The 26546-nt window shown below is 25.2% G+C and carries 27 protein-coding genes, 3 tRNA genes and 1 CRISPR repeat array; of the genes, 5 read left to right on the plus strand and 25 right to left on the minus strand.

Translation table 11 applies throughout. The features are described from left to right. Positions 1–9: 9 nt before the first annotated feature. The 5 genes from cmr6 to AELL_RS11200 all read left to right on the plus strand — a co-directional run bounded on the left by cmr6 (position 10) and on the right by AELL_RS11200 (position 6844). Positions 10–819, plus strand: coding sequence for a type III-B CRISPR module RAMP protein Cmr6 (gene cmr6, locus AELL_RS11185; RefSeq protein WP_118918036.1), 810 nt, complete (start codon positions 10–12; stop codon positions 817–819). A gap of 12 nt (positions 820–831) precedes the next feature. After that, on the plus strand, positions 832–3063 hold the full coding sequence (gene cas1, locus AELL_RS11190; RefSeq protein WP_118918037.1) for a CRISPR-associated endonuclease Cas1: 2232 nt from the start codon (positions 832–834) through the stop codon (positions 3061–3063). Continuing rightward, a complete protein-coding gene (gene cas2, locus AELL_RS11195; RefSeq protein WP_118918038.1) occupies positions 3063–3338 on the plus strand; it encodes a CRISPR-associated endonuclease Cas2 in 276 nt (91 codons plus the stop codon). The genes cas1 and cas2 overlap by 1 nt, the downstream gene beginning before the upstream one ends. A 414-nt stretch (positions 3339–3752) precedes the next feature. Continuing rightward, positions 3753–5394: a CRISPR direct-repeat array (repeat unit 37 nt; unit sequence GAAAACCTCTCTCCAAGAGAGGTAGTTATTTTGAGAC). A 137-nt stretch (positions 5395–5531) separates the two neighbouring features. Further along, positions 5532–5705, plus strand: a complete 174-nt coding sequence (locus AELL_RS14320; RefSeq protein WP_164967252.1) for a hypothetical protein — start codon at positions 5532–5534, stop codon at positions 5703–5705. A gap of 53 nt (positions 5706–5758) precedes the next feature. After that, positions 5759–6844, plus strand: coding sequence for a Card1-like endonuclease domain-containing protein (locus tag AELL_RS11200; RefSeq protein ID WP_118918039.1), 1086 nt, complete (start codon positions 5759–5761; stop codon positions 6842–6844). Positions 6845–7179: 335 nt separating this feature from the next. Here the strand turns inward: AELL_RS11200 and AELL_RS11205 are convergent. The 25 genes from AELL_RS11205 to AELL_RS11320 form a co-directional block, all read right to left on the minus strand. Next, positions 7180–7256, minus strand: a tRNA-Met gene (locus tag AELL_RS11205). Positions 7257–7263: 7 nt separating this feature from the next. Next, positions 7264–7340, minus strand: a tRNA-Met gene (locus AELL_RS11210). Positions 7341–7369: 29 nt separating this feature from the next. Then, positions 7370–7446, minus strand: a tRNA-Gly gene (locus AELL_RS11215). Between the two features lie 516 nt (positions 7447–7962). Then, a complete protein-coding gene (locus AELL_RS14325; RefSeq protein ID WP_164967253.1) occupies positions 7963–8118 on the minus strand; it encodes a hypothetical protein in 156 nt (51 codons plus the stop codon). Positions 8119–8178: 60 nt separating this feature from the next. Continuing rightward, a complete protein-coding gene (locus tag AELL_RS11220; protein WP_118918040.1) occupies positions 8179–9369 on the minus strand; it encodes an ATP-binding protein in 1191 nt (396 codons plus the stop codon). A 141-nt stretch (positions 9370–9510) separates the two neighbouring features. Further along, positions 9511–11277 (minus strand): polysaccharide biosynthesis protein, encoded by a 1767-nt coding sequence (locus AELL_RS11225; RefSeq protein WP_118918041.1) that lies wholly within the window; start codon positions 11275–11277, stop codon positions 9511–9513. A 14-nt stretch (positions 11278–11291) separates the two neighbouring features. Further along, positions 11292–11864 carry a dTDP-4-dehydrorhamnose 3,5-epimerase gene (rfbC, locus tag AELL_RS11230; RefSeq protein WP_118918042.1) on the minus strand — a complete coding sequence of 191 codons (573 nt, stop codon included), beginning with the start codon at positions 11862–11864 and terminating at the stop codon, positions 11292–11294. Beyond that, the gene (locus AELL_RS11235; RefSeq protein ID WP_118918043.1) at positions 11861–12151 is read right to left on the minus strand and encodes a nucleotidyltransferase family protein; all 291 of its coding nucleotides are present in this window, start codon (positions 12149–12151) and stop codon (positions 11861–11863) included. The genes rfbC and AELL_RS11235 overlap by 4 nt, the downstream gene beginning before the upstream one ends. Further along, complete coding sequence (locus tag AELL_RS11240; RefSeq protein ID WP_118918044.1) at positions 12148–12630, minus strand: hypothetical protein; 483 nt, start codon at positions 12628–12630, stop codon at positions 12148–12150. The genes AELL_RS11235 and AELL_RS11240 overlap by 4 nt, the downstream gene beginning before the upstream one ends. A gap of 55 nt (positions 12631–12685) precedes the next feature. After that, entirely contained in the window at positions 12686–13648 is a 963-nt protein-coding gene (locus AELL_RS11245; RefSeq protein WP_118918045.1) for an MraY family glycosyltransferase, read from the minus strand. Between the two features lie 10 nt (positions 13649–13658). Continuing rightward, positions 13659–14474: a glycosyltransferase gene (locus tag AELL_RS11250; protein ID WP_118918046.1), complete on the minus strand. Its 816-nt coding sequence runs from the start codon at positions 14472–14474 to the stop codon at positions 13659–13661. Continuing rightward, positions 14471–15277 carry an alpha-1,2-fucosyltransferase gene (locus tag AELL_RS11255; protein WP_118918047.1) on the minus strand — a complete coding sequence of 269 codons (807 nt, stop codon included), beginning with the start codon at positions 15275–15277 and terminating at the stop codon, positions 14471–14473. The genes AELL_RS11250 and AELL_RS11255 overlap by 4 nt, the downstream gene beginning before the upstream one ends. A 1-nt stretch (position 15278) precedes the next feature. Next, positions 15279–16064 (minus strand): family 6 glucosyltransferase, encoded by a 786-nt coding sequence (locus AELL_RS11260; RefSeq protein WP_118918048.1) that lies wholly within the window; start codon positions 16062–16064, stop codon positions 15279–15281. Continuing rightward, positions 16057–17064, minus strand: coding sequence for a hypothetical protein (locus AELL_RS11265; RefSeq protein WP_129096293.1), 1008 nt, complete (start codon positions 17062–17064; stop codon positions 16057–16059). Before AELL_RS11265 ends, AELL_RS11260 begins: the two co-directional genes overlap by 8 nt. Before the next feature lie 174 nt (positions 17065–17238). Then, positions 17239–17961, minus strand: a complete 723-nt coding sequence (locus tag AELL_RS11270) for an FkbM family methyltransferase (RefSeq protein ID WP_118918050.1) — start codon at positions 17959–17961, stop codon at positions 17239–17241. After that, a complete protein-coding gene (locus AELL_RS11275) occupies positions 17949–19202 on the minus strand; it encodes a lipopolysaccharide biosynthesis protein (protein ID WP_164967254.1) in 1254 nt (417 codons plus the stop codon). The genes AELL_RS11270 and AELL_RS11275 overlap by 13 nt, the downstream gene beginning before the upstream one ends. Continuing rightward, positions 19199–20074: a glycosyltransferase family 2 protein gene (locus AELL_RS11280; RefSeq protein WP_118918052.1), complete on the minus strand. Its 876-nt coding sequence runs from the start codon at positions 20072–20074 to the stop codon at positions 19199–19201. Before AELL_RS11280 ends, AELL_RS11275 begins: the two co-directional genes overlap by 4 nt. Beyond that, entirely contained in the window at positions 20071–20976 is a 906-nt protein-coding gene (locus tag AELL_RS11285) for an alpha-1,2-fucosyltransferase (protein ID WP_118918053.1), read from the minus strand. Before AELL_RS11285 ends, AELL_RS11280 begins: the two co-directional genes overlap by 4 nt. 1 nt (position 20977) lies before the next feature. Next, positions 20978–21589, minus strand: a complete 612-nt coding sequence (locus tag AELL_RS11290; RefSeq protein ID WP_118918054.1) for an acyltransferase — start codon at positions 21587–21589, stop codon at positions 20978–20980. Then, positions 21576–22676 (minus strand): DegT/DnrJ/EryC1/StrS family aminotransferase, encoded by a 1101-nt coding sequence (locus AELL_RS11295; RefSeq protein ID WP_118918055.1) that lies wholly within the window; start codon positions 22674–22676, stop codon positions 21576–21578. The genes AELL_RS11290 and AELL_RS11295 overlap by 14 nt, the downstream gene beginning before the upstream one ends. Then, entirely contained in the window at positions 22676–23188 is a 513-nt protein-coding gene (locus AELL_RS11300) for an acyltransferase (RefSeq protein WP_118918056.1), read from the minus strand. The genes AELL_RS11295 and AELL_RS11300 overlap by 1 nt, the downstream gene beginning before the upstream one ends. Beyond that, positions 23178–23582, minus strand: coding sequence for a sugar 3,4-ketoisomerase (locus AELL_RS11305; RefSeq protein WP_118918057.1), 405 nt, complete (start codon positions 23580–23582; stop codon positions 23178–23180). The genes AELL_RS11300 and AELL_RS11305 overlap by 11 nt, the downstream gene beginning before the upstream one ends. After that, positions 23579–24622, minus strand: a complete 1044-nt coding sequence (gene rfbB / locus AELL_RS11310) for a dTDP-glucose 4,6-dehydratase (RefSeq protein ID WP_118918058.1) — start codon at positions 24620–24622, stop codon at positions 23579–23581. The genes AELL_RS11305 and rfbB overlap by 4 nt, the downstream gene beginning before the upstream one ends. Further along, positions 24615–25490 carry a glucose-1-phosphate thymidylyltransferase RfbA gene (gene rfbA, locus AELL_RS11315; protein ID WP_118918059.1) on the minus strand — a complete coding sequence of 292 codons (876 nt, stop codon included), beginning with the start codon at positions 25488–25490 and terminating at the stop codon, positions 24615–24617. The genes rfbB and rfbA overlap by 8 nt, the downstream gene beginning before the upstream one ends. Continuing rightward, positions 25487–26542, minus strand: a complete 1056-nt coding sequence (locus AELL_RS11320) for a GDP-L-fucose synthase family protein (RefSeq protein ID WP_118918060.1) — start codon at positions 26540–26542, stop codon at positions 25487–25489. Before AELL_RS11320 ends, rfbA begins: the two co-directional genes overlap by 4 nt. Positions 26543–26546 lie beyond the last annotated feature (4 nt).

Here is a 26546-nt window from a genome sequence, read left to right on the forward strand (position 1 = left end):
GAGATTGTTATGAGTTTCGCAAATGCTTTTGCAAATATGAACAAATCAAAAAAAGAGATATTTGATAATAATAAATCAAGTCAACAACCAACTCCATCAGTAAAAAAAGAAAAAGAGCAAAAAGAGTTTAAACCAAAAGCAAATATTGGATGGTTATTTTATAAAGATTATTTTAAAGATTTGAATTATTCTAAACTAGATGATTCTAAAAATGAAGATATAATCAATAAAAAAGTAAATAATATCATAAATCAAAAATTCACAATGCAAAAATCTAAAGATTTAGGTAATACTAAATTTGAACTCTCAATTATTTACCCTGGATTATTAATTGGAAGTGGAAATACTCATGAACTTCCAGATATTAAAGGTCAAGCTATTTTAGGATTTCATTTTGATTATACAAGTGGTCTTCCAGAAATTACAGGAAGTAGTATAAAAGGTATTTTAAGAAGTGCATTTAATAATGAAAAATATATCAAAGAAATTTTAGATAAAGATGATACTTTAAATATAAAAAAGTTAGAAAGTGAAATATTTGATAATAATGATATATTTTTTGATGCAATTATTATAAAATCAGGGAAAAACAACAAAATTTTAGAAGATGATTTTATAACTCCACATAAGGAAGCTACTAAAAATCCTATTCCTTTAAGATTTATAAAAGTTCTTCCAGAAGTTACTTTTGAATTCCAATTTTTACTACAAGATGGAATAATCAAAAAAGAACAAAAGTTAAACCTCTTCAAACAAATAATCCTAGACTTTGGGCTAGGTGCAAAAACAAATGTAGGATATGGAAAATTCCAAGAATAAAGGATAACATAGATGTTTACATCAACTTTATCACATATTTTTACACTTCAAAACTTCCGATTTGCATTTGATGAAATATCATCAAATGCAACGGGTATAGATAATATGAGTTATCAAGAATTTAAAGAAGATTTTTCAAATCAAATAAAAGATTTAATAAACTCTATACTTTCAGGTATTTATTCACCCGAACCTTTAAAAAAGATTGAAATTCAAAAAGAAGATAGTTTTGAAACAAGACCAATTGCATTAAGTTCCATAAAAGATAAATTGGTTCAAAGAGTTTTGTACAAAGCTTTAAATGATTATTTCGATGAACAATTTTCAAATAAATCATATGCATATAGAAAAAACAAATCAACAATTACAGCAATAAATAGAGTTAGTCAGTTTATTCAAGAAGGAAATATTTATATTCTAAAAACAGATATTGATAACTTTTTTGAAACAATAAATCATGAAAAATTATTGATGATTTTAGATAAACAAATATCAGATAGAAGTATTACTAGACTAATTTCTCTATTTTTACAAACTGGAGGATTTAAAAACTTAGATTACCATGAGCATGAAGATGGTGTTCATCAAGGGGATATTTTATCACCACTTCTTTCAAATATCTATCTTGATTTAATGGACCAATGGCTAGAAAAAAATGAAATTTTGTTTGTAAGATATGCTGATGATTTTGTAATTTTAAATAAAAATGAAACTCAACTAAAAACTATACAAGAAAATTTAGAAATATTCTTATCTACATTAGATTTAAAACTAGGAAATGATAAAACCTACTTTAGCACTATTCAAGATGGTTTTGAGTTTTTAGGTATTCATTTTAAAGGAAAACAAAAAATAGTTGATAATGAAAGATTCCAAAAAACTCTTTCAAAACTTCATAAATTGAGTAAATCAAAATCATCATTGGTAAAATACACAAAAGATTTAAACGCTTATTTATTTGCAATAAAAAACTATTATCTAAAAATCATTGAAAAAAACTCTACACAATACTCTCTTTTAGAACAACATCTAATAGATTCAATTTCATATAAAGTCTATATTTGTAAACAAAACAAAGAGATAAAAACAAAAAAAGAGTTTAAAATAATTTTATCTCAAATTAAATTAGATACTATTTTTGATATTGAAATTATCCAAGATAAAATTGAATTAATAATTGCAAAAGCCTATGAACAATATCTTTCAAATAAATCATATAAAGATAGTAAAACAAAAATAGATAAGAAAAAAAATGAATATGCAAAAAAATTTGCAAACGATTCTACTTTACATATAAACAGTTTTGGTTTAAATTTAGGTATTAGTAAAAATAAATTTGTAGTAAAAGAGTATGGAAAAGTAAAAATGACTTTTCCATTTGAGAAAATTTCAAGAATCATATTAGAAGGGGAAGGAATTTCACTTTCAACAGATGTTATTAAAAAATCCGTTGAAAACAATATCACAATAGATTTCTTAAATAAAAATGCCATTTCCTATGCTTCTTTGATAACATACAAAGCTGCAACAACACAAAATATTCAAAAACAATCTATGATTTTAAACTCTAAAATACATTTGCACCTTGCAAAAGCATTTATTCAAGGCAAAGCAAAAAATCAAATCAATTATATAAAATATCTAAACAAATATCATAAACTATTAGAATCAAATATTTTAAATATGGAAAAACTCCATAAAAATATCAAAAAAGCTTCTACAATAGATGAAATTATGGGATATGAAGGCTCAATTTCTGTTGTATATTGGAATAGTATAAAACTAATTCTTGAAGTTCCATTTGAAGCAAGAGTTACTTTTGGAGCAAAAGATATTGTAAATAGTTCATTAAATTATGCCTATGCAATATTATATGGAAAAGTACAACATTGTTTAGTTCATGCAGGACTTAGTCTAAATATCTCATTTTTACATGCAATAGATGAACAAAAACCAACTTTAGTTTATGATATGATAGAAGAGTTTAGGACATTTATAGTTGATAGAACTATATTTTCAATGTTAAACAAAAATGAGCCTATCAAACTAGACAAAGATGGTTTATTAACAAAAAATTCAAAACAACTAATATCTAAAAACATCAAAGAAAAATTAGGAAGTTACACAATGTGGAAAAAAGAATCAATAAAAATTGAAAATATTATCCAAACTCAGTGTCACAAACTAGCAAAATCTATTGATGAAAACAAAGCAAATTATAAACCTTTTATAGGAAAATATTGATGAACTTTATAATAACTTATGATATTCAAAATGATAAGCGAAGAAAAAAAATTTCTGATGAACTTGAAGCTTTTGGAATTAGAGTAAATTATTCAGTATTTGAGTGTGAATTAAATAAAACAAAACTAAAAAGACTAAGACTAAAATTAGAAGAAATTATTGATAAAAAAGAAGATAGTTTAAGATTTTATCATATATGCCAAAGTTGTATTCCAAAATCTTTTGAAATATGTGATAAAGCTGATATTTTTGAATCTCAAGAGCTTTTTATTTGATTTAAAAAAAGAAAAATCGATTTGAGAACTTTTTTAGCCCATTTTATGGCTCTTTTAGTTAAAATCACTTAATTAAAGTTAGCAAAATAGGTTTAATGAAAATCTATCTTTTGAGATTTGCGAACTTTTATTTTTGATTAAGTTTAAAAGAGCCATATTTGTGCTCTTTATAAACTTATAATTTTATAAAAAATAGAAAATCTCAACTTTTCAAAAAATCAAAAAAAGGTTTGCGAACTTTTTTCTTATTTAAAATGCCTAAAATAGGAGATATTTAAAAATTTATTGTCAAAATGATGAAGTTGTATTTTAAAAAAGGATATACTTTTGCGAACTTTTTACAAAGATTGATAAAATGAGAGTTTGAAAGATTTTGATTAAATTTTAAATTTTTAAATAGCCCATTTTATGGCTGAAAACCTCTCTCCAAGAGAGGTAGTTATTTTGAGACATAAATTCTAAATTTTGCATTTCAATCCTTTTGAAAACCTCTCTCCAAGAGAGGTAGTTATTTTGAGACATAGGTCTGCATTTTTTTGATTTTTTTTTATTTTCATTTTGAAAACCTCTCTCCAAGAGAGGTAGTTATTTTGAGACACTTGCAGCGTGCTGAGTTAAGTTAATTGTTTTTGAGAAAACCTCTCTCCAAGAGAGGTAGTTATTTTGAGACTTTTTAATGATTTTATGAAAATAGGTTTTCTATTTTGAAAACCTCTCTCCAAGAGAGGTAGTTATTTTGAGACATTATTACAGTCTTAATTCCCCTTTTCCAAAAGTTAGGAAAACCTCTCTCCAAGAGAGGTAGTTATTTTGAGACAAATTTCTCCTGCAAATTGTTTTTGAAATTCTAATAAGAAAACCTCTCTCCAAGAGAGGTAGTTATTTTGAGACAATATACTCCTCATCCATTGTCCCATCATTTTTGTGAGGAAAACCTCTCTCCAAGAGAGGTAGTTATTTTGAGACATCCGTGAAAATGAAACAATAGTTCTTTATCTTTTGAAAACCTCTCTCCAAGAGAGGTAGTTATTTTGAGACAATTAGGGCATTTTTCTTCCATTTGCCAGATAAAAATTAGAAAACCTCTCTCCAAGAGAGGTAGTTATTTTGAGACCATAACCTTTCGGCTACTGTATCTTCACCATATGAAAACCTCTCTCCAAGAGAGGTAGTTATTTTGAGACATTAATGCTTCTCCCCATATTCCTACAGAAGAAGTTTGAAAACCTCTCTCCAAGAGAGGTAGTTATTTTGAGACTCTTTTATTAAAGAAATAGTTTCTGTTAAAAAATCGAAAACCTCTCTCCAAGAGAGGTAGTTATTTTGAGACAAATCTCCACTGCAACAATATTATTTTCTGCTTCGAAAACCTCTCTCCAAGAGAGGTAGTTATTTTGAGACATCTTGTGCTTCTTCGTTAGCTGTTTTTATAGAGAAAACCTCTCTCCAAGAGAGGTAGTTATTTTGAGACATTACTACAGAAACAGCCAAAAGAGGAAAAGAAACAGAAAACCTCTCTCCAAGAGAGGTAGTTATTTTGAGACAACCAATTGCGATTCTTTTTTCATCTTCCGTTAAGAAAACCTCTCTCCAAGAGAGGTAGTTATTTTGAGACAAGTTTGTGCAGCAGCAACTGGACTATCCCATGAGAAAACCTCTCTCCAAGAGAGGTAGTTATTTTGAGACTGGTTTGGGTTATGACCTTGACCTTGGTTTGGGGAAAACCTCTCTCCAAGAGAGGTAGTTATTTTGAGACGATCAATTAGATGTTCTTCAACAAATTCATCAAATAGTTGAAAACCTCTCTCCAAGAGAGGTAGTTATTTTGAGACATTTGCAGAACCTATGTATAAGTCTGATTTTTTGTTGGAAAACCTCTCTCCAAGAGAGGTAGTTATTTTGAGACAAATAATCGCTTTTGCTCTTAATTTAGGTAATTTATTTGAAAACCTCTCTCCAAGAGAGGTAGTTATTTTGAGACGAATACAACTTTGCAGTTTCAGCATAAGTGATCGTGTTGAAAACCTCTCTCCAAGAGAGGTAGTTGTTTTGAGACACAATAGGTAATCTTTTTTCATAAGCAAACATTATGAAAACCTCTCTTCAAAGAAAGAAAAATTTAACGAACTTATATTTTCGTTATAAAAATGTATATTTCCATTTTAGATTTATTTAAAAAAGGAAATATACATTATGAAAATATTTTTAAATTTTGCAATTTTTATCATTTTGATTTATTCTTCTATAAAATTACATAAGTATTTACTTAAAAAATATAATAGTTCACCATTTACTCTGTTTAATGTAGTTTTATTTTTTGGTTCATTTTTTATTACCTCTTTTTTAATCTATTTTTTTGAAAAATAAAATAAATTCAAATATAAAAAAAGATAAAATGATATTATTTATTTAGGACTAATATGATTTTAATTTCACTTCTTGGTGTTCACGACTCTTCAATTTTCCCTATTCTTTTCGAATTTAAAGACAAAATCAAAAAACACATTATTATTCATGATGACTCAAAATATGAAAAAACAATTATAAAAAAAGTGATTAATTCAGAAGAAGAGTTTAAAAATTTTTATTCTCTAAATTATCAAACTTTTTCAATTCAAATTGATGAAGATTCTTATGATTCAATTATTTCTTGTTATAAAAAAATTGAAATTTATTCAAATAATGATTTTAAAAATATCTATTTTAATGCAACTGATGGTTTGGTATCTTCTTCGATAATTCTTTCAGATAAACTTCTTGACAATGGTGCAAGTGTTATAGCTTATGATATTTTTGATAATGGTTTTAATCTTGTGACAAAAAATTCAATGGAAAAAAGAAAAATCACTCAAAATATAGATATAAGAACTCACTTAATGCTAAAAGGATATAAGATTGTTTTCACTGGAGCTAAAATTGAAGCAGTTAAGAGAAAAAATCATATATTAAAAATTTGTGAAAATATAGATCTATTACATGAATTTGCAAATAAAATCCAAAATCAAAGTATCGAAAAAATAAATGGTTTTGATGGATTAAAAAGTTTAATCTCTCAAATAGATAAACTTGATGATAAACCTTTTATTCAAGGTGGAATTTTTGAAGAATATATTTATTGGCTGATTGAAGATAACTTCGATTTTGACCAAGTTATGTTTAATGTAAAAGTGGAATTTGAAGAAAATGTTTTCAATGAATTTGATGTTTTGATGATTAAAGATAATCATTTACATGTAATAGAGTGTAAATTAAAAAAATTTGTTGAAGGTGAAAATTTTGTATATAAACTAGATTCTGTTGTAGATTATTTAGATGATGATGGCAAAGGAATGATTTTAGTTATTGGTGGAGAAAATGATAAAATCACAACAAAAGGTAATCTAAAAAGAGCTTTTTCTTTAGGCACAAAAGCACGAGCGAGAAGTGCAGATATTTTGATACACCATGCAAAAACTTTTAACAAAAATGAATTTTTAGACAATATTCAAAAACATTTTTTTAGTTGATTTAATAATTTCTTATAATTGGATTTCTTAAGACACATAAAATGATATTTGAGATTTAACTTTCTAATTATAAAACTTATATAATCTTTGCAGTACGCCTCACAATATTTCTTTGTCGTACTGCAAACCGTACTGCTAAAATTTTAAGCTCAAATAAACTGCGATCTACTTGAATGAACTATTAATGTAAAATAAAGTTTTTTAAATTGATATAAATTTAATAAAATGTGTAAATATATAGCAATAAATAGGAATCCAATAAATTTTGTGAGTTTGATGATATATTTTGAAATTTTATTAATTTTTAATAAGTTTTTAAGTAAAATTATGGTATATGGTGTCAAGAGAGGGACTCGAACCCTCGACCTCCGGCTTATGAGACCAGCGCTCTAACCAGCTGAGCTACCTTGACACAAAATTGGTTGCGGAATCAGGATTTGAACCTGAGACCTTCGGGTTATGAGCCCGACGAGCTACCTAGCTGCTCTATTCCGCGATTTATAAAAGAACTATTTAACTTTAAAATGGAGCGGGAGACGAGACTCGAACTCGCGACAGTCTGCTTGGAAGGCAGAAGCTCTAGCCAACTGAGCTACTCCCGCATATTTTAAACCTTTATCGTTAAAGGACTGGAATTATAATCGAAATATTATTAAAAAACACTTAATTGTTTCACTATTTCTAATGATGAGCACTATTTTTTAATAATCTTAAAAAAATAAACTCTTGTTTTATATCTCAGATTGAAAAAGTTTTTAGGTCGGCCTCATGAAGGACTCAAGCTTAAGTTCAATCCTCATTTTTACGATGTTTTTAAATTTCTCAGTACCGTTATAGTACCGCAAAAACCATACACTTCGTGAAATGGTTCTTCTTTTTTCATGATTCCGATAATAGGACTCAAAGATAGCCTAAAAATCATCATTTAAAGAGCTTTTTTCTTTTTTGCTACCGTAAATTATACTGTAAAAAATAAAAAGAACAATAACTAAATATTTTTATATATTTATTCAATAGCTATTAAAATATAAATTAAACGATTAACAAGTTATCCAAACAGCTTTTTACTCATAAAAGAAATTTAAAGCCCATAAAATAGACTTCCCCAGTTATCTTAGTTATCCAAGTGAATATTTATCTATAAATTTAACTAATTGGTTAAATTCTGGAACTATCTCTTTTAATTTTAATATTTTATCTTCACAAACTAATAACTCTTCAATTTTTTGATTTAATTCATTTATATCAAAATTAGTAGAACTTGTAACTGTCATAGATTCATTTCATACTTTGTTTTTTGGTCACTGTTCTCAAACGAAGTGTTAACTAAAATACTAATATAAAAAACCAAAAAGCCAAAGTGGTATTTTATTATCAAATCCAATTTCTACATCATCATTAACAACATAGCCATTTTTATTTCCTTTTAATTGAGCTGCATTTTTTGAAGCACCGCCTATTTCAAATACATAGTTATCATTTATTATAAAATCACCTTTATCATGATAATGCACTTGATTATGAAGTCCAAGTTGAGATACAAAAAAACTTTCTCTAATAGAACCTATATCACCATTTCCACAAGCAACAACAAAAAGGTTCGGATTATCTAAAAGAAGTTTATCTGGTTTATTAATAGCTCTCATTCCTTCACCTCCTCTTACAATATTTATCAAACTTCCTGCATCCATTCTTTCTAGATATTTTTGTAAAGTTGGCCAAGAAGTACCAACTGCTGAACTTAGTTTTGAAATATTTAATTCATAAGGTTTTGTACTACAAAGCATGTAAATAATCTTTTTTAATTTATCTAATTTTGAAGGTTCTATATTATAAATACCACATAAATCTGAGTCAATTGTAAGATTAATTACTTCTAAAAGTTTCATAGAATAATCACTTAATGATTCTTGATAAAAAGGATAACAGCCATATTTTAAATAATTATTAAATTGCTCAACTGGTCTTATATGTTTTAAAATTTGAAAAGCTATATCTTCATGATTTTGTAAAATCTCTTCTAGGGAATAACTTTGAAAAGTCTCATTAGTCTGTAACTCACAAAATTCTCTTAAAGATAAAACTCCTAAAGTATGAATAACTGCTCTTCTTGATAAATCAGCAAGAGAGTTTTCTATTTGTAAAGCAGAAGATCCACTAAATAACACTTGTAAATCAAAAACATCATATATTGCTTTTAAATCCTTTGAAAAATGTTCATTTTTATGTATTTCATCTATAATAAAAAGTTTTCCACCTCTTGCATAAAATGCTTCAGCAATATCATACAATGATTCACCACTCATAGCAGGATGATCACAACTAACATAAAGTATTTTTGAGATTGGATAGTCTAAACTTTTTGCATATTGCAAAAGAATAGTACTTTTTCCAGCACCTCTTGCTCCTTTTATTCCTATTAATTTACTATTAAAATCAATTTTTGAATAAAGATATCTTTTATATGTTGGAACTTCTCTTGATAAGATTTGAATTGATATTTTTTGAAGTGTAGCTAAATCCATATTTTTCTCTTATTGTAAAATGTATTTTATAATAATAGCTATTTTGATATAAAATACACTTTACAACCATCTTATATTCTATTCAAACTATTTATAAAATGGTCTTCTCAAGTTATCTTAGTTATCCAAGTGAATATTTATCTATAAATTCAACTGATGATTAAATTCTGGAACTATCTCTTTTAATTTTGCTATTTTATCTTCACAAACTAATAACTCTTCAATTTTTTGATTCAGTTTATTTATATCAAAATTAGTAGAACTTGCAACTGTGATAGATTCATATTTTGTTTTTTGGTCACTATCATTTATCAATAACTCTTCATATAGTTTTTCTCCAGGTCTTAAACCACAGAACTCTATATTTATCTCATTTCTTCCACTTAGTTCAATCATTTTTTTAGCTAAATCAACTATCTTTATAGGTTCACCCATGTCAAGTATAAATATCTCCCCACCTTTTCCAATACTTGCAGCTTGAAGTACAAGTTCACAGGCTTCAGGAATTAACATAAAATATCTTGTAATATCAGGATGTGTTACAGTTATTGGACCACCTGCTTCTATTTGAGCTTTAAACTTTGGAATAACACTTCCACTACTTCCTAATACATTTCCAAATCTAACAGCAACTATTTCTGTATTTTTAGAATCTACATTTTGTGCATATAATTCACAAACTCTTTTTGTAGTTCCCATTACATTTGTTGGTCGAACTGCTTTATCAGTTGATATTAAAACAAATTTTTCAACTTCATATTTGATAGATAAATCTATACAGTTTTTAGTTCCTATTATATTGTTTGAAATTCCTTCTAAAATATTATGTTCAACTAATGGTACATGTTTATAAGCAGCTGCATGAATAACGATTTGAGGTTTATATTTAGCAAATGTTCTTTCCAAGAACTCTGTTTTTCTAACCGTTTGCATAACTGGAATTACATTTTCATCTTTTAATTCTTCCATAATCGAATAAAGATTAAACTCACTATGGTCTAAAAGTATTAATTGTTTTGCACCATAAGCTTTACATTGTCTGCTTATCTCACTTCCTATACTTCCACCAGCACCAGTTATTAGAACTACTTTATCTTTTATAAAATTTTCTATTTGATTTTTATCTAAATCTTTTGGATGCCTTGCAAGTAAATCTTCAACACCTATATCTTTTAACTCTTTTTTATCATTTGAAGAAAGTGTGTTTATTATTTTTATATCTAAAATATTTAAGGCATTTAATTTTTCATAAATAGCTATTAACTCTTTTTGAGAATAATCTTTTGAAATAATAGCTGCTTCAATACTTTTTGTTTTTACAACTTTTTTTAAATCCTCAAAATCATAAACTCTTAAATCAAAAATATATGTATTTTTTAAAATTTTATTTTCATCAATTATTGCAACAGGAGTATAATGAAAATTCTTTTTATCACAAAATAAATTCTTAACAGTAGAATTTGCTCCAATAATCAAAGTATTTTTATATTTTGTACTTCCAGCACTTTCTAAAATAATTCTTTTTGAAAGACGCAATAGTGTAATAAAAACTAAAGAGAGCATAAAATCTATGATTATTATACTTCTAGCAAGTGGTTGCATATTTTCTTTAAAAATCAAAAATATTATAAAAAATATTGTATAAACAATAATATGTGCCAACAATATTTTTTTTACTTCATGTAAAGAAAAAAATCTCCAAGCAGTTCTATAAAGCCTAAAATAAAGAAAAACTAAAATTTTCATCGAAAAAAGTATTATAAAAATTGAGAAAAAATTATCGATAAAATTTGATGGTATTTGAAAATTAAATCTTAAATTATACGCAAAATATAAAGTAAAAAGTGAAATAATAATATCACTTAACAAAAAAAATGATATTCTTTTCAATGGAGATGCTTTTAACACAAAATAATCCTTAGTTAATAAAGTTTTGAATTATAATCAAAAGGTGATGAAATATCATTAAAATTTAATAATTTTTTATCAGCACTAGAGAGAATTACACACTCTTTAGGTATTTTCCAATCAATATTTAGATATTCATCATCATATTTTACTCCTATACTTTGATCTGGTGCAAAATATCTATCTATTTTTATATTTACAATTGCATCTTCACTCAAAACTGAAAAACCGTGTAAAAAACCTCTTGGAATAAATAGCTGTTTTTTATTTTCACTACTTAATTCTATTGAAATATACTTTCCAAAAGTCGGACTTCCAACTCTAAAATCAACTGCAACATCTAAAATCTTTCCTTGTAAAACCGTTACAAGTTTTGATTGGGCAAATTCCAAAGTATTTGTATGTAAGCCTCTAATTACTCCATGTTTACTAAAAGAAATATTATCTTGACAAAAATCTACATTAAAACCTAAAAAGTTTTCAAAAGACTCTTTTTTGAAAGCTTCATATACAAAACCTCTATCATCAAAGTGAATTATTGGTTCACAAACTATAATTTCTGGTATTCCTTGCCTTAAATATTTCATAGTAATACAGCGTTTTTTTCTATTTGATTTTTTAGTAGTATATCTTTTGTGTTATAATTAACTACATCTATTTTTAAATGAAAATCTTTTTTAAAAAGGTTAGTTAAAAATTTTATCTTTTTTTTACGAAACTCTAATGAATCTAAATCTATATCAATGGCTAAATCAATATCTCCACCTTTTTTTGTATCATCTATTCTACTCCCAAAAAGATAAACATTTACATTTCCAAAACTATCGCAAATAGCTTCTTTTATTTTATTTATGATTATTTTTTCTAGTCTCATTTTAAATACTTATTTGCAAATTTCAAAGAATTAAAATAATAACTTTCAAGCTTTTCAAAACTATCTATACAAAACTTTAAATCTATTAACGCCTCTTCTAACTCTTCAGGATAATCATGTTCTAATTCATTTCTAACTTCTCTTAATTCAATCCAACTTTCAAGGCTATCTATAATTTCTTCTTTTTCTATATAATATAAAACTTCACTCATTTTTGAACTGTTAATACCAGCTACATCAAGAAGTAAAGAAAATATTTTAGCTCCTAAAAAATCTTGAATGGAACTAAATCTTTTTAAATAAGCATCTAATATTGCTTTTTCTTCAGGTTTTAAAGTATTGAATATAAATTGGTCATAAATATTTTTATTTACTAAAATTTTATCTATCAAAAGTTTATAATCTTTTAATGCTTCGTAATGTTTTGATAACTTCTCAAATCTTTTTTCTAAAATCTGTTTTGTGTCACTTTCTCTCATAATATACTCACAATAATTGATGATTTTTTGACTTTATTATATCATAGATATAAATTTATTCAAATTTCTTTTTTTTATCCACAAACTTCATACTTAATATTAGTAAAATCATCGATAAAACAAAAGCTACAAAAATATTTGACACAAAATAAACTATTAAAAATAGTATTAAATTTAATCCTATAGAATAATTTGTTACTTTATAATGACTCCATCCAGCTTGAGTAAGTCTTTGATAAGCATGTTTTTTATGGGCTTGTGATAATTTTTCTTTATTTAATTTTCTTCTTATCAAAGTCAGAGTTGCATCAAACCAATAAACTCCAAATAAGATAATCCATACCCAAAAATTTGTTGATTCTTGATTTGCATAATATATGGTAAAAATTGCAATGTTATACCCTAATAGTGTACTTCCAACATCTCCCATAAATATTTTAGCCTTATTCCAATTCCAATATAAAAATCCAATAGTTGCAACAGCTAAAACTAAAAAATGATTTCCACCAAATAAAACAAATCCTGCAAGTGCTAAAAACAGAGCTTCACTTCCTGCATAACCATTTATTCCATCTAAAAAGTTATAAAGATTTACAAACCAAATTATCATAAAAAATGCAAAAATATTTGTCAAAATTAGACTTGAAATATCAAAAATACCAAAAGTCAAAGTTTCAAATCCACCTAAAAAGTATAATCCTAAAACGGCTACAAAAGCTTGGATTATTAACCTTAACTTTGGGCTTAACTCATATATATCATCAAAAAAACTAATTATTGATATAACACTACCACATAATAAAGCAAAAAAAAGATTTTGCTCAATTTGATTTATAAAAAATAAGTAGAACAAACCAATAAACCAAGTTATTGATATTGCTATTCCTCCACCATGAGGTATAGGAATGGTATGGCTACTTCGTTCATTTACGGTAGCTACTAATGATTTTTTTATCATATAATTTTTTATAACGTATGTTAAAAAAAATGAGATTATTAAAAGTATTATATAAATCATTAAAGTATTCCTAATCTCTTATTATTTTATATATTTCTTTTATTATTTTTCGGGGCATTAATCTTATTAGTAATTTAAGTGATAAATTTTTTAACAATTCTATAAAATTTATAAACTTAACGTTATACAAACTTGTCCAAAAATTAAATTCATATATAAGATATTTCCATCCTCTTCTTCTTTCTAATTGATTATACCCTGCTCTCATTTTTACCAAACTTTTTTGAATGTTATATACTTTTGAATTATTCATTACCATTCTTATCCACAAATAATAATCTTCAAATGAATACATTTTTTTATAATTTCCAGCATCAATTACACTCTGTTTTTTAAACATAACAGCTGGATGATTTATAGGATTTCTCATCTTTGAAAATTTTATTATATCTTCATTATATTCAGGAACTTTTCTACTAGAAATTATTTTATTTTCATCATTATCAAATTCATCAATCCAACTACTACACAAATCAATATTATTTTTGTTAAAAATCTCAATTTGTTCTAAGAATCTAGTTGGTAAAGATATATCATCTGTATCCATTCTAGCTACTAATTCATTTGTACATTCTTTTAAACCAACATTTAATGCATCCCCAAGTCCCATATTATTTTCTAAAGGTACAATTTTCATTATTTCATTTAATTTATTTTTCCATTTGAAAATAGCCTGCATCAATTCTTCTGTTAATTTACCATCTAAAACTAATACTATTTCATTTGGTTTTAATATTTGTTCATCCCAAATACTAACCATCGCTCTATTAAAATAATTAGCATTTTCTTTATAATAAATTGACATTAATACTGAAAATTTATTCAAAACTTTATCCTTCTTTCATTTGGTATAAATATTTTTCTTAGATTATTAGGTGTCCAATATTCAGGCGATATTACAATACTATTTTCATTATTTGCTAATGCACTCGCCCACATTGAAAATGTACTTGAAGATAAAATACGATATTTATATTTCCCAATTAAATAAAAATCATCGTATATACTATTTCCTATAAATTCATAATTAATATCCAATTGTTCTAAAACTGTATTGGCATATTTTTTATCATCAGTAACTACTTTAAACTTATTCTTTTTATATTCATCTTTCATTATATTAATTGCATTAATATAATATTCTTTTGGAGAAATTACATTCCAACCAAGTTTTACAAAATCACCACCTCGAATATGAATAATACAACTTTGATCATCTTGTTCATATTTAGTGGGTAAAAAAAAATCTTTTAATATTTCTATTTCTTTATCAAAATCTTCTTGAATTAAACAATCTTGAAAATAACCATCTAAAATCATAAATTGCTTGTTTGGATTTTTTAAAGCCTCTTGAAAATTTTTATCACTAATAAATGGATAAAAAGGTACTTTAAGAGGAAAAATTTTAGGAATTCTAAAATCAACTATTCTATTTCTTATATAATTAATTTGAAGTTTTTTAAAATCAAAAAAATAAACAAGCTCATTTTTATGTTTTGCTTCATATTTTTGAAGTCCAGATAAATCAATAGATATATTATTTACACCTATCTTTTTTGCCAATAATAATGCGGCTGATAATTGGAATATTTGATTTCCTAAGCCACCTGCTAATCTTACTAAAATCAATTTATTTCCCATATCTTAAAAATTTTTTCAATATTTTAACAATAAAAAAACGTATATTGTAAAATAATCCTTTATGCTTTATACTAATAATTTTTTCTTTATCTTGTACAATAATTTTTTTACTAATATTTATGTTATAATGCTGAGGATAGCAAAAACTTGGTGTCAAAATATTAAACTCTTCTTTATGTATCTGTACATAATTATTTATGTGACTTTCATCATGCCAAATAGCCACTATACCTTCTGAAAAATCTTTGTCTATATTATAGTTTAATATTTCAGCCATATTAAGAAATTCATCTTTTGTTCCTCCATTAAATCCACCACATACATAAACACTATCTTCTCTTTTTTCAGTATAAGCTAATGATTTTACATTTGTTTCATAAGTAAATTTTTTAGGCTTTTTATTAAAAAATCCTGGATGTAAAGTTACAAATAAATCCTTATTTGCAAACAACTCACTCTTTGAAACTTTTTCACTAAAAAATAAATTTGCATTACAAAAAATTAAATAATCCATATTATTAAAATTAGCTTTATTTTTCATAAATATTTTATATCTATATAAGGTAGGAAATGGCCAATCCATTTTTTCCTGGAAAATAGGATGTATTCTTTTATCTTTAATATTTAATAATTCTTCATTATCAGTAAATATAAAATAATGTTTTTCATCCTCAATTAAAAAATTTTCTTCACAACTTTTGTAAAAACCATCCCAAAATTTCCAATATTCTCCTGTACATATAAATAATATTCCTATTTTTTTAAGTCTATTCATTATTTTTATCCTCAATTCTTCTTAAATAATATATAACAGTAATCATTAAAGAAATTAGACACCATATAAACATTGTAATGAGATAATTAATAGTTGCTATAAATCCATTTCTTAATATATATGGATAAAATGATACGATTGCTAATATAAAATATATTAATATCAAATGATTTAGATACTTGAGTTCAATTAATACTAATATTAATAAAATTATAAATAAAAATGCAATAAACGAAGTAATAACAGATATTGGAGCTAGAATCAAATCATTAGTTATTGATCCGCCATATCCTATTAATCCTAACTTATTCATACAAATTGCAGCTACATCAGGAAATAGAAAATCCATTTCAGATCGAAATAAAGGAAAAATAAAAGCTCTAAAGAAATGTAAACCATCATATCCACAATTTTCTAAAGGAATATTATTTATAAGTATTGAATTACCTAAAAAAATATTTAAAGGGTCTCCCAAGAATAAAATTATAAAGTCATACAGAGAAAAAAATGAATAATTACTGAACAAACTTCTACTAATACCTATAAAAATAAATAATGTTATGAGAACTAATATATTTTTAAAATTCCATCTAATTAAAATAATCATAAGAAAAAGAATTCTGAATAAACTAATTCTAGCACCTAATGTAATTTCTAATAATGATCCGAAAAATATAATAAAAATATATTTTTTATTACCATAAGCCAATTCTATAACTGAAGATATTAATGCAATGGAAAATACATATGATACATAATTACTATATAACAACCATCCAACATGTTCTAATACTTCATCCCTACCTAAATCGAAATATATAATTTTATAATACAATAATGGTAATCTAGAAATTATAAATACTGTTACTGTTATATTTACAATTATTAAATTAACTTTTCTAAATAATTTATTCTCTTTAAACTCAAATTTAATCTTCTTTATTAAATAAATACATATAAATGTCATCAATAACAATATAATTAAATCTATTATTTGCAAAAAAATATGATTTGTTGAAAATAAATATACATTATAAAAATTATTATCTAAATAATTATTTTCATATACAAAAAATGGAGCAAATAAATATAAAAAAAATAATATCATACTAGCAAGAATATATTTAGAGATTAAACTAGTTTTATAGTATTTTAGAAGCATATTATAATTAAACTATGAAATATTGCAAAATCTATTTTTCCATACATCTTTATGAACAAAAATTGTATTTATATAATTATCAGCATAAATAAAATAATTATTATTTAAGAGTGTCTCTATTAGATTATTTCTTTTTAATTCTTCACCATTTTCAGAATAAGTCATTGTTTCAAGGCAAATTACTTTTGGATATGTATTTGAAAAATCTATTGAATTAAGAATTAAATCTTCTATGCCTTCTACATCTATGGATAAAAAATCAGGGAATTTTGAATCAAAATATCTATCTAAAATTATTTTTATTGGAAGTATTTCTACTTTAGTAATTTTTTTAATTTTTATTCTCGAGTTTTCTTGAAGATATCGTGCTTCTTTTTCAGAAAATGTGCTCATTGTAGGTTCAGACATAATAAAAAAATCTATATTTCCTATAGTATCAGAAATTCCTATATTTAAGTTTATATCTTTTCTTCTTAGAAAATTAAATCTTTTTATTAAGCTAGGATTTGGTTCAATGTTTATCCCTCTTGATCCATTTTTGTAAAATATTGCAGTATTACTTAAATAATAGGGATCATGAGCACCAATATCCATATATGATGGATTCTTTATTTTTAACTGATTAAAAATAAACCTTATTATTAAATCCTCACCTTGTTGAGAAAAACTTTTTTTAGAGAAATACCCACTCAGTGTATACTTAAATCTTCTTAACTTATTCACTAATTCTGACATTCATAACCTTTTCTTAATTTCTTTACGTTAACATAAACTGTGATAGTGTACACTAATGATGATAAAAACATCGTAAAAATCAAACCATTTATTGCAAAAATATTTAAAGCATAATATCCACAAAATACAGTAATTAGAGCTGTAAAAATATTTGGTAAAATTAACTTCTTCATTTTTTTATAAACAAAAATTTCTATACTTAAAAATGCTCCAATATTGGTTATTGCAGAAATAATAAATAAGTATACAATTAACCAAGAATGTTCTAAATATTTTTCACTTGTTAGTAAAATAATAATTTTATCATGAAACATAAATAAAATAAATCCTCCAATAGTAAATAATATAAATAAATTTTTTATATTTTTGTTAGTAGATTTAATAATATATTCATTATTAATTAATTCTTTTTGATAGTAAATTGGAGAAAAATAAGCGCTTAAAATACCAATTAACTGAGTAGGAAAAATTGTAGCTATATTATTTAACATATTAAAATATCCTACCCACTCTAAATCATAAAAATTTTTTATTAACCAAACTGGTGCATTTAAAGTAGTCCAACTAAATACTGTCCAAATTAAAAGAGGAGTTGAAAAAAATATAAATTTTTTATTTAATATGTACAAATTTTTAAATCTTATTAAATTAGTTTTTAAAATAGAATTATTTATAAATAATATGTATAATATATTTATTCCGAGAAAACAATTAATACTGATTAAAATATTCTTTATATCAATATTAAAATATTTATAAAGTAATATAACAGTTAATATTTTAAATATATTTTCATATAATTTTGACATAGTAACTATATTTCTATTTCTTCTAAAATTTTCTATTGTTAACAATAAATTTCTGATAATTGTAAAAAAAGTAAATACTAGTAATTCCCATTTTAATTTATATATTTCTTTGAATAAATCTATCTTTATTATTTCAAATAAAATTAAAATAATTATCATTTGTATTATTGAAATAATTATATATAAGCATATGGAATTAGAATAATATCTTGATAAATTATTTTTGTGATTATTTAAATCTCTTGCAACAGCTTGATCAAAAGAAGAAAAAGGTAAAAGAAGAAAAAATGTACTTGCAGAGATTAAAAGAGAATATATTCCATATTCACTTACACTTAAATGTATACTTAATAGTTTTATAAAAATAAATCCTCCTATTAACACGACTATTTGTCCAATAACAACTATTAAAAATTCTTTAGAAATATTCATTGTATTTTCTTTAAAATAAAACATGGTATCAATAGTTTTAATAGTGATTTATAAAAATTTAAATCAAAAAAGTTTCTATATGAAATATTTTTAAATAAAAAATACTTAATTGCATATAGTTTATTACATTTCCCAAAACTACCAAGCCATCTAATATTCCATTTTCTTAACGCTTCATCAAAAATTGGTTCATTTGAATATTTTGAAATTATTTCGTATTCTGCATTTTGCATTTTTTGCAAATTAGAAGATAGGCTTAATGAATTACCTACTCTATAAAAAGATAAGTGTTTATCTACAAATCCAATTTGATTTTCTTTTGCTATTTTTAACCACATTTGGTAATCTTCAATATAACCTTTTTCATAATCATACTTCATATATATTTCTTTTTTTAAGAGTGTTGTTAAACTGTTTATAAAGAAGTTACCACAAAGTAAATCTTCAAATATGTATCCTTCTTTTCCACCATCTTTAATATTTCCTATTATTTCATCTTCAATATTTATTAAATGCATATTTGAATAAACCATAGAATATTGTGGATTATTTTCTAAATAATCTACTAAAACTTCAATCTTATCATTGACAAATGCATCATCTGAAGCTAACAATGAAATATATTTACCTTTTGCCAAATTTCTTAATTTCTCAATAGTAAATATTAATCCTTTATTTTCTTGTTTATAATACTCAAATTTATATTTCTTTAAAAGAGATTGTATTATTTGATCAGAATTATCAGTTGAACCATCATTTATAACAATTAATTCTATATTTTTATATGTTTGATTCATCACACTTTTAATTGCAAATTCAATATATCTTTCGTGATTGTATAATGGAACTAGAATAGATACTAATGGCTTCATAAATTCTCGATAAATATTATATTTTCATCTTTAATATTATCTATAATATAATTATTTAAATTTTCATCGTATACCCATTTTGATGGACTTATTACAATTTTATTAATATTTTTATTAAGCCAAGAAGATAACCAACTAAATCCACTATTTGCTATAATATTATGTTTACATTGAGTCATTAAATAAAATTCTTCATAATCTTCAAAGTTCTCAATATATCTATGATTAATATCTTCTAGAAAATCAAAAGAATTCTTAACCCATTCTAAATCATCTGAAAAAATTAATATTTGGAAATTACCTATTGTTTCTTCTAGATACTTAATCGCTTTTTTATAATACACTATATCGCAAGTACAGTGTAATTTAGAAGTTTCTTTATTATGCACAAAATCACCTCTTCTTACATGAAGAGATACATAACATATATTTGTATTAATATTTTGTATAAAAGTATTAACTCTAAGAGCATATTCAGATTTTAAAGTAAAATCATTTTGTAAAATATTCTTTATGTTGTTAAAATACTTATAACCTATCCACTCTCCTTCTAAATAAAGATCATTTCCTAAATTATTAAAATAATTTATAGTCATACTACTTTTATTTGAGTAAGTTTTATAACTAATTAAATCTTTCCCTAAAAATCTATTTATTTTATTAGTAATTTTACAAATAATATTTTTAGGTCTTAACCGATCTATTTCTTTTCTTGATGCATTTTCTATATCTAAATTAAAATAACTTAACTTTAATTCTCTACTCGTATCAATTTTTCTTATTGAATCAAACCAAAATAAATCTAATTTTAACTCTGTATCATATTTTAATGACAAACTTTTTGCAACTGCATACTTATGTAATTGACTGGCTAATCCACCCATAATTTTTATAATTATCATACTAAACTTCCAACTTTCTAATTATTTTTGCAGGACAACCACCAGCTATCACATTTTTTGGAATAGATTTTATTACAACAGAACTATTAGCTATTACACTATTATCTCCAATTGTTACACCTTTTAATATTTTTACATTAGAACCAATAAAAACATTTCTTCCAATAACTACTTTTGCTGTTTTTGGAATACCACTGATTCTTCTATCTGGATGCAAATCATGAAAATCACTATCACTAACTTCAAAGTTTAAACCAATAAGTGTATTTTCTCCTATTTCAATCCCCTCTCCTTCACTTGTGATCATGAAATTATTATTAATAGTAACATGATTCTTTATTATAATTTTAGAATTACTTTTTCGAGCATCTATATATCCATAACCATTATAAAAAAAAGGGCTTCTCTTTACACCTAAATTAACATTTTTATCAAATAGTATAGTCCCTTCCCCTAATAATTGAGTTGGTTGATTATATATTGGACTCCCTATTACATTTTTACAATTTGATAAAATTTTATATTTCAAAACTCGTGGATATTGAAATACAATATATCCAAGCAAATTTTTAATTTTTTGTTTTACTTTGAAAATAAATCTATCTATATTCATTTATTACCTGAACAATATTTTTAGTATTTCCAATGCTTTGAATACCAAAAATAGGCAAACTCAAAACTTCATTATGAATTTGTCCACTTATGGGATAGCTTTCTTTATTCCACTCTTTATAAGCATTTTGTTTATGAGGTGGAATTGGATAATGAATTAGTGTTTGAATACTATTATCAAGTAAATATTTTTGTAATTTATCTCTTTTTGTAATTCTTATTACAAACAAATGCCATACATGGTTATTTTGTTCTCTTACTGTTGGTAAAATCAACTTATCATTTTTAATATTTTGTAAATAATAGTTTGCTATTTCTCTTCTTTTTTCCACTTCATTATCAAGGTATTTTAGTTTTACTCTAAGCATAGCAGCTTGTATTTCATCAAGTCTACTATTAATACCTTTATAAAGATTTTCATATTTTTTATGACTTCCATAGTTTCCTAGTGCTTTTATAGCATTGGCAAGTTCTTCATCATTCGTTGTAACTGCTCCACCATCACCTAAAGCACCTAAATTTTTTCCAGGATAAAAACTAAATCCACTAGCATCTCCTAGATTTCCACTTCTTTTATCTTTAAAATATGCACCATGAGACTGAGCTGAATCTTCTATAACTTTTAGATTATATTTTTTAGCAATTTCATTTATTTTATCCATTTCACAAGTTTGACCATAAAGGTGAACTGGCAAAATAGCTTTTGTTTTTGATGTGATTTTTTCCTCTATTTTAGTTGAATCTATTAGATAAGTATTATTATCTGGTTCAACTAAAACAGGAACTAAATTATTCTGAGAAATCGCCAAGATAGAAGCTATATATGTATTTGAAGGCACAATCACTTCATCACCATCTTTCATAACTCCTAATTCTTTATAAGCTCTTAAGATTAAAATAAGTGCATCTAAACCATTTGCAACACCTATAGCATATTTTGTACCACAATATTGTGCGAATTCTTTTTCAAATTCTTTACACTCATTACCTTGTATATACCAACCACTATCAATTACTCTTGTACAAGCTTCAATTAATTCTGTTCTATAGTGAGTATTTATACCTTTTAAATCTAGAAATGGAATCATTATTTATTTTCCTTACATTCATCACAAATTAATTTTTCATTACATTTTTGCCCACATTTACAAACATAGCCTTTAAAAATTGCAGGATTACCATACCAGAGTTCTTGTATTCCAACATCTTTTGTTATTACACTTCCTGCACCAATCATTGCATATTCATTAATTGTTATTCCTCCAACAATTGTGCTATTTGCTCCAATTGAAGCTGATTTTTTTATAGTAGTCTTTAAAAATTCTTTTGGATATTGTTTACTTCGTGGTAAAAAATCATTCGTGAAAGTTACATTTGGACCTATAAATACATTATCTTCTAAAGTAATCCCATCCCAAATTTGTACTCCACTTTTTACAGTTACATTATTTCCTATACTTACATCATTTTCAATTAATACTTGAGCATTTATATTGCAGTTACTACCTATTTTTGCATTTTTTAGAATTACACAAAATTGCCAAATATTTGTATTTTCTCCAATATTTTGTGTTTGTACATCTGCTAATTTATGAATCATTTCTTACTTCTTCTAAAAATTTATCATAATCAATAATATAATCACTAGCATCATAATATTCATTTGCTAAAACCATAAGTACACAATCTGAGCTAAAATCATGCATAGTTCCCCAAATAAGCGCATCTTGAAAAAGACCTAAATTTGGTTTATTTAAATCAAATGTTTCTTTTGTTTTACCATTATCTAAAGTAACTTTACAACTACCATTTACAGCTACTAAAAACTGTTTAGTTTTATAATGTGAATGATTTCCTCTTGGAATACCCTCTTGTGTTCCATAGATATAAAATACTCTTTTTACATCAAAAGGTATTTGTTTATTTGCTTCAAGAGCTACTAGTTGACCCCTATGGTCTCCTAAAACTTTAAATTCCTCTAATCTTGTTATCATTTCTTGATTCCATATTTAATTAAATACCACTCAATAGTCTTAATAATTCCACTATCAAAGTTCTCATCAGCTTTCCATCCAAGCTCATCCTCTAACTTTGTTGCATCTATTGCATATCTTCTATCATGTCCTGCTCTATCTTCTACAAATGTAATTAATTCTTTATATGAAGAATTATCAGCTTTTGGAACTTCTTTATCTAGAATCGTACAGATAGTGTTAACTATTTGAAGATTTGTTCTTTGATTTCTTCCACCGATATTATAAGTTTCACCTTTTTTACCATTATGGTAAACTATATCAATACCTTTACAATGGTCAAGTACATACAACCAATCTCTAATATTTTTCCCATCTCCGTAGATTGGAATATTTTGATTTGAAAGAGCTTTTCTTATAATTGTTGGAATTAATTTCTCATCATGTTGTTTTGGTCCATAATTATTCGAGCAGTTTGTTATTACTGTATTTAATCCATAAGTTTCATTATATGCTCTAATTATCATATCACTTGAAGCTTTAGAAGCTGAATATGGAGAGTTTGGTGCGTATGGAGTATTTTCAGTAAACAAATCATTTGGATTTTCCGAAAGTGTTCCATATACTTCATCAGTTGAGATATGATGAAATCTTGAGTTTTGATATTTTTCTTTATATTCAAATGGTTTATTCATCCAGTATTTATAAGCTACATCAATTAGAGTAAAAGTTCCATTTACATTTGTTTGAACAAATACACCTGGATTTTTAATTGAGTTATCAACATGAGATTCAGCAGCAAAATGAATAACACCCGTTATATCATATTCAGTGAATATAAACTCTACTAATTCTCTATTACAAATATCACCCTTTATAAATTTATATCTTGTATTATTTTCACACTCTTTTAGGTTTTCTAAGTTTCCAGCATATGTTAAAAGGTCAAGATTAATTAAATTATAATTTGGATATTTTTCTAAAAAATAAGGTACAAAGTTTGAACCTATAAATCCAGCTGTTCCCGTTAATAGTATATTTTTATTTGAATTACTAAACATCATCATCTTTCACTAAATCATAAAGGTATTGTCCATAACCATTCTTTGAAAGTGGTTCTGCAATTTTTAAAACTTGTTCTTTAGAAATCCATTTATTGTTATAAGCAATCTCTTCCAAACAAGCCATTTTATAACCTTGTCTATGTTCTATTGTTTGTACAAATTGTCCTGCATCAAGTAAACTATCATGAGTTCCTGTATCAAGCCAAGCGAATCCTCGACCTAAAAGTTCTACTTTTAGTTTTGCTTTTTTAAGATATTCTTGATTTACAGATGTTATTTCAAGTTCACCTCGTTCACTTGGTTTTACATTTTTTGCGATTTCTATCACATCATTATCATAAAAATATAATCCAGTAACTGCAAAATTTGATTTTGCTTTAGTTGGTTTTTCTTCTATACTTATTGCATTTCTATCTTTATCAAATTCAACAACACCAAATCTTTCTGGATCCTTTACTTGATAACCAAAAACTATTGCACCATCTTTTATTGAAGCAGCACTTTTAAGCATAGGAGAAAATCCTTGTCCATAAAAAATATTGTCCCCAAGAATTAAACAAACACTATCTTTCCCAATAAACTCTTCTCCTAAAATAAATGCTTGTGCTAAACCATCAGGATTTGGTTGAATTTTATATTCTAATTTTATTCCCCAATCACTTCCATCTCCTAAAAGTTCTTCAAACTTATTCATATCTTGTGGAGTTGAAATAATAAGTATTTCTTTAATACCTGCTAACATTAAAACAGAAAGAGGATAATAAATCATAGGTTTATCATAGATTGGAAGTAATTGTTTACTTATACTTCTTGTTATAGGATAAAGTCTTGTTCCACTTCCACCTGCTAGAATAATTCCTTTCATTTTTCTGTTTCCTTTAAATACCAGTTATACATAGTTTTTATTCCATCTTCAAGCTCAACTTTATGCTTCCAACCTAAACTATGAAGTTTACTTGGATCTGTTAGTTTTACCATTGTTCCATCTGGTTTTTGTGCATTAAACACAAGTTCACCATTAAATCCTATAATTTTTTGTATTAATTCTGCTAATTCTTTGATAGATATATCTATTCCTGTTCCAATATTTATATGAGTATTTATAATTTCTTTTGTATTATGTGCATATGTATCTGTAAAATTTCTATTCTCTAATAAAAACACACAGGCATCAGCCATATCTTCTGAGTATAAAAACTCTCGTCTTGGTTTCCCTGTTCCCCAAATTTCTACACTATTTTCATTTACACCAAATTTTAAAAGATAAGTTTTTACTTCTTCTAAAGTAGAAAGTTTTAAATCATTTAATACCTCTTGAACTTTACCCTCATTTAAAAGCTTTGCACAATGTATTTTTCTAATAAGTGCAGGTAAAACATGAGATTTTTCTAAATCAAAATTATCATTAGGTCCATATAAATTTGTAGGCATTACAGATATAAAATTTGTACCATATTGAATATTATAACTTTCACACATTTTGATACCAGCTATTTTTGCAATTGCATAAGGTTCATTTGTATATTCAAGTGGAGAAGTTAATAAACAATCTTCACTCATAGGCTGTGGTGCATTTTTTGGATAAATACATGTACTACCTAAAAACAATAGTTTTTTAACTCCATGTACATAACTTTGATGAATAACATTATTTTGAATAGCAAGATTTTCATATATAAAATCTGCTCTGTAAGTATTGTTTGCTATTATCCCACCCACTTTTGCAGCAGCAAGTATCACATATTCTGGTTTTTCTTTTTCAAAAAACTCTTCTACAACTTTTTGATTAGTTAAATCCAGTTCTTTATGTGTTCTGTAAACTAGATTTGTATAACCTTTTAGTTGTAAATTTTTTACTATAGCAGAACCAACTAATCCCCTATGTCCTGCTACATATATTTTACTATTTTTATTCATAATC

It is taken from the genome of Arcobacter ellisii, from assembly GCF_003544915.1.
In the GTDB taxonomy this organism is placed as follows: Bacteria; Campylobacterota; Campylobacteria; order Campylobacterales; family Arcobacteraceae; genus Aliarcobacter; species Aliarcobacter ellisii.

Bases quoted from the DNA above. Each gene is read 5' to 3' on its own strand.
- cas2 (WP_118918038.1), top strand. From the start codon at position 3,063: ATGAACTTTATAATAACTTATGATATTCAAAATGATAAGCGAAGAAAA.
- AELL_RS11290 (WP_118918054.1), bottom strand. From the start codon at position 21,589: ATGAATATAGATAGATTTATTTTCAAAGTAAAACAAAAAATTAAAAAT.
- AELL_RS11285 (WP_118918053.1), bottom strand. From the start codon at position 20,976: ATGATAATTATAAAAATTATGGGTGGATTAGCCAGTCAATTACATAAG.
- AELL_RS11235 (WP_118918043.1), bottom strand. From the start codon at position 12,151: ATGAGACTAGAAAAAATAATCATAAATAAAATAAAAGAAGCTATTTGC.
- cmr6 (WP_118918036.1), top strand. From the start codon at position 10: ATGAGTTTCGCAAATGCTTTTGCAAATATGAACAAATCAAAAAAAGAG.
- AELL_RS11200 (WP_118918039.1), top strand. From the start codon at position 5,759: ATGATTTTAATTTCACTTCTTGGTGTTCACGACTCTTCAATTTTCCCT.
- AELL_RS11280 (WP_118918052.1), bottom strand. From the start codon at position 20,074: ATGAAGCCATTAGTATCTATTCTAGTTCCATTATACAATCACGAAAGA.
- rfbC (WP_118918042.1), bottom strand. From the start codon at position 11,864: ATGAAATATTTAAGGCAAGGAATACCAGAAATTATAGTTTGTGAACCA.
- AELL_RS11295 (WP_118918055.1), bottom strand. From the start codon at position 22,676: ATGATTCCATTTCTAGATTTAAAAGGTATAAATACTCACTATAGAACA.
- AELL_RS11220 (WP_118918040.1), bottom strand. From the start codon at position 9,369: ATGGATTTAGCTACACTTCAAAAAATATCAATTCAAATCTTATCAAGA.
- AELL_RS11305 (WP_118918057.1), bottom strand. From the start codon at position 23,582: ATGATAACAAGATTAGAGGAATTTAAAGTTTTAGGAGACCATAGGGGT.
- rfbB (WP_118918058.1), bottom strand. From the start codon at position 24,622: ATGTTTAGTAATTCAAATAAAAATATACTATTAACGGGAACAGCTGGA.
- AELL_RS11275 (WP_164967254.1), bottom strand. From the start codon at position 19,202: ATGAATATTTCTAAAGAATTTTTAATAGTTGTTATTGGACAAATAGTC.
- AELL_RS14325 (WP_164967253.1), bottom strand. From the start codon at position 8,118: ATGACAGTTACAAGTTCTACTAATTTTGATATAAATGAATTAAATCAA.
- cas1 (WP_118918037.1), top strand. From the start codon at position 832: ATGTTTACATCAACTTTATCACATATTTTTACACTTCAAAACTTCCGA.
- rfbA (WP_118918059.1), bottom strand. From the start codon at position 25,490: ATGAAAGGAATTATTCTAGCAGGTGGAAGTGGAACAAGACTTTATCCT.
- AELL_RS11260 (WP_118918048.1), bottom strand. From the start codon at position 16,064: ATGAATAGACTTAAAAAAATAGGAATATTATTTATATGTACAGGAGAA.
- AELL_RS11320 (WP_118918060.1), bottom strand. From the start codon at position 26,542: ATGAATAAAAATAGTAAAATATATGTAGCAGGACATAGGGGATTAGTT.
- AELL_RS14320 (WP_164967252.1), top strand. From the start codon at position 5,532: ATGAAAATATTTTTAAATTTTGCAATTTTTATCATTTTGATTTATTCT.
- AELL_RS11240 (WP_118918044.1), bottom strand. From the start codon at position 12,630: ATGAGAGAAAGTGACACAAAACAGATTTTAGAAAAAAGATTTGAGAAG.
- AELL_RS11300 (WP_118918056.1), bottom strand. From the start codon at position 23,188: ATGATTCATAAATTAGCAGATGTACAAACACAAAATATTGGAGAAAAT.
- AELL_RS11270 (WP_118918050.1), bottom strand. From the start codon at position 17,961: ATGTCAGAATTAGTGAATAAGTTAAGAAGATTTAAGTATACACTGAGT.
- AELL_RS11245 (WP_118918045.1), bottom strand. From the start codon at position 13,648: ATGATTTATATAATACTTTTAATAATCTCATTTTTTTTAACATACGTT.